Raw genomic sequence first — 3,203 nt, forward strand, 5'->3', positions numbered from 1 at the left:
GGTATACCTGGTGACATAGCCGGCAGCATTGGTTTCGCTGATACGCCTGCCTGCCTTGTCATACTGAAAGCTCAGGCTCTGGCGTATATTCTCGGCCTAAGAAAATTAGGGTCAGAGTAAATTTAAGTGTTCTCTTTGCGTGATTTTGCAGCCCCCTCTCTTTTTCGCAATCACGCGTCTGCCTGTCAACGCCTCTATTTCACCTTTAAAGCGACTATTTCCAAGGGCCAACCCCTTGTTCGTCATTGAACGGATGTCCTCAACCAGATCATCTCCAAGGTGGTTTCTAAATACATCAAGATACGCTTTCTTTCTCTTCTTGGCAGTTTTACCAAGAGCTAGATATTCAGGATGTGACGTACATACATTTGACGAAACACCCAGAGCATTCGTCCTATAACTTGACCATGCATATTCACCAGGATCAGTCACCATCTCCGCACGCACAGGATTAAGTTCTATATATCTGCATACTTCCAAGAGATAGGTCTCCGACTGCACAAGACAAGACTTATATCGACCTTCCCACAGGGTACCCGTTCGTTTATATTCCTTATTGAATAAGGGACATAACTCCTGCCTAAAGATTACATCATGAAACTTAACGCTCCTTCCTGAGGGGTGTGCAAAGAAGATGAACAGATTCGTCATCAATACCCAGGCATGGATTTCCACATTATATTTCTTGGCACATTCAGCCAACCAACCATATAGGCAACATAATCTTCCTCTGACGCAAAACATACCTGACGATTGCTGCCTCGCTGAATAACATGTACCGGCACTCTTGCAGGTGAAACGCGAGCTAATCTTGCCATCAGCTACTCCTTATGTGGTATCTTTTTTTCTGTCTTTATGTTCTCTTTTCGTTTTTCAACCCTGCGGCTTTAAGCCAACATATTTTACTCTGACCCTTTTTTCAACATTTCCGAATTCTCCTTGTGGCACAAGGATTTAATTTTCATATCGTGTTGTAAGTACGTGGACGGATCGGCTAAATTGGTATATGCAAAGCAAATTGCATGGAAGAGTGAAACTGTAAACGAGTGGAAATGACTCATTTTATTAGCGCAGGAAGCTTGATTTAAAGAAAAACAAACCTGTCCCTTTTTCGCGACAGATTATCCCCCTCCCAAGCTAATAAGAAATAGAACCCCTCCAAGATAAAAAAATATCACTCCTTTAGAAGTAAACAGGTTTGGTATTTCTGTTGGTTTCAACGAAGACAAGGTAAGTTTTATTAATGTTTCTCCATACGACATCGAATTCCTATGAACCCTACACCTAACTGAAATATGGATACAAATTGCGGCAAGGAATCCTAGTACGGTTGAACAAAGAGACATTATTCGCCTCCAAGGGAATTATAAAATGAGGTTTGATACTTACCTACAGAAGGTGTAGCTTCGATTGGTCTCCCTGGAAGAGTCGAAACAAAACCCACTCCAAAATCGAAGCCCTCTGATCTTGATAACTCTTCATTTATTCCAATCAATTCTCCTAATTTTATCAGGAAAATTGGGGTCAGAGTAAAATTGTGATATCTTCTTTTTCTGCCTTTAAGTTCTCTTTTCGTTTTTTCAACTTTGCGGCTGCAAGACAACATTTTTTACTCTGATCCCGTTTTTCTGAGCGGTCTTTTTCAGTAATACGCGGAGGCAGCTGTATTGCTCCTTTTTCCTCAAGGTTCAGCAGCATGACTCGACAGGCACGATCTTTCAAATTCCCGTTCACCTGATACCAATGCCATTGCTCACACAAAGCTCTGGAAATGGCTGACCGGCCCTTGCCCAATGCAATGCAAGGCAATGGTATCGCGTATACTATCCAGGTCGGCTTGATCAATGCTGCGACCGCGTATTTTATAAAGTTGATTTGCTAAAGTGTTTGTTCCTATTTATAAGGAGATACTTTAGCAAATCCCAGGCAATGTCATCAGCCAAAAATTACATCCTGTGATCAGTTACCAGACCTGACTTAAGGCGTCAAAAACACATTGCCCCGATACACACTGATACTTTGACCATCTTTTATTGCACTAAGTTTGGCATCTCTATTACTAGAAAAATATTCGATATTGTTGGATTTGTCATTCATAGGAATAAAAAATTTAGAGATATAACTATATGAAATACTATTTATACGACACCCAACGCAAACGTAGTAAATATCATTTGCAGAAGAATGAAATTTTTCATTCAATATAATTTCACATTCACCCTGGTGACTATTTGAACCATATTTTAACCAATTTAACATTTTACAAACTTCATCATCAAGTTTTTCTCCAGAAACCTTAATAAAGAAAGGCTCTTTGGCATGATAAGGAGGGCGAGGAAAAACAATCCTTCCTGATGCAATAAATAACAAATCAACTTTCCTGTCATTTAACAAATAAATAGCTGCAAAAAATACAATTAACACGAATAACAAAGAGAGAATTTTATTCATATAAAATAAATATTACTTTCCAGAGACAACAGGCTGTAGTCTCGAAAAAAGAATTCTATAAATAGTGGTTGATATTACAATATTTGTATTTTCATTTGGTTATTTTATCCAATATAGAAAAGAAACCACTCAAATTCCATATCTATCATGGAATGCCTTGTCAAGATTCATGCCATTTTTAACAGGATGTCCACCACGGCACGAATTTAATTGAGAAAATTAGAGAAAATTGGGGTCAGAGTAAAATCAACTATTCTCTTTGTCTGATTTTGCCAATCTCCCTCTCTTTTTCGCAATCACGCGTCTACCTGCCAGCGCCTCTATTTCACCTTTAAACCGACCATTTCCCAGGACTACCCCTTTGTTCGTCATTGAACGGACACCCTAAACCAAATCCTCTTCAAGCTGGTCCAAATACATCAAGATAAGCTATCTTTCTCTTGTTGGCAGTTTTGCCAAGATAAAGGTCTACAGGATGCGACACACAGATGTAAGGCTACACCCAACATTTTTTAATCTGACTCCTTTTTTCTTTTTTCTCTGTTATTCTATGGAAAATGTTGTGACTTTACAATCTTAGTCAAAAGGCCATCAAGATCAAAAACAAACATAACAAATCTATCAATTTTGCTATTAACAAGATGTTCATCTTTTTTAATATGTCGGAATCGACCTACATTCAAGCAACAGCGTTATCGGTATCAGTGACGAAACAGACAAACGGCACTACTGCCACCGTCTTCCCAATAGCC

The 3,203-nt window shown here is 39.0% G+C and carries 4 protein-coding genes; all 4 read right to left on the minus strand.

Annotated features, from left to right (window positions below):
- Nucleotides 1-111 precede the first annotated feature (111 nt).
- The 4 genes from G493_RS34145 to G493_RS0122385 all read right to left on the minus strand — a co-directional run bounded on the left by G493_RS34145 (nt 112) and on the right by G493_RS0122385 (nt 2,451).
- Entirely contained in the window at nt 112-480 is a 369-nt protein-coding gene (locus G493_RS34145; protein WP_205623747.1) for a hypothetical protein, read from the minus strand.
- A 170-nt stretch (nt 481-650) separates the two neighbouring features.
- Nucleotides 651-818: a hypothetical protein gene (locus tag G493_RS34150; RefSeq protein WP_205623748.1), complete on the minus strand. Its 168-nt coding sequence runs from the start codon at nt 816-818 to the stop codon at nt 651-653.
- 706 nt (nt 819-1,524) lie between these two features.
- On the minus strand, nt 1,525-1,722 hold the full coding sequence (locus G493_RS33615) for a hypothetical protein (RefSeq protein ID WP_153306640.1): 198 nt from the start codon (nt 1,720-1,722) through the stop codon (nt 1,525-1,527).
- A 255-nt stretch (nt 1,723-1,977) separates the two neighbouring features.
- Nucleotides 1,978-2,451, minus strand: a complete 474-nt coding sequence (locus tag G493_RS0122385) for a hypothetical protein (RefSeq protein WP_028582153.1) — start codon at nt 2,449-2,451, stop codon at nt 1,978-1,980.
- Between the last annotated feature and the right edge of the window lie 752 nt (nt 2,452-3,203).

This window comes from Desulfogranum japonicum DSM 18378, assembly GCF_000429945.1.
Classification (GTDB): domain Bacteria; phylum Desulfobacterota; class Desulfobulbia; order Desulfobulbales; family Desulfobulbaceae; genus Desulfogranum; species Desulfogranum japonicum.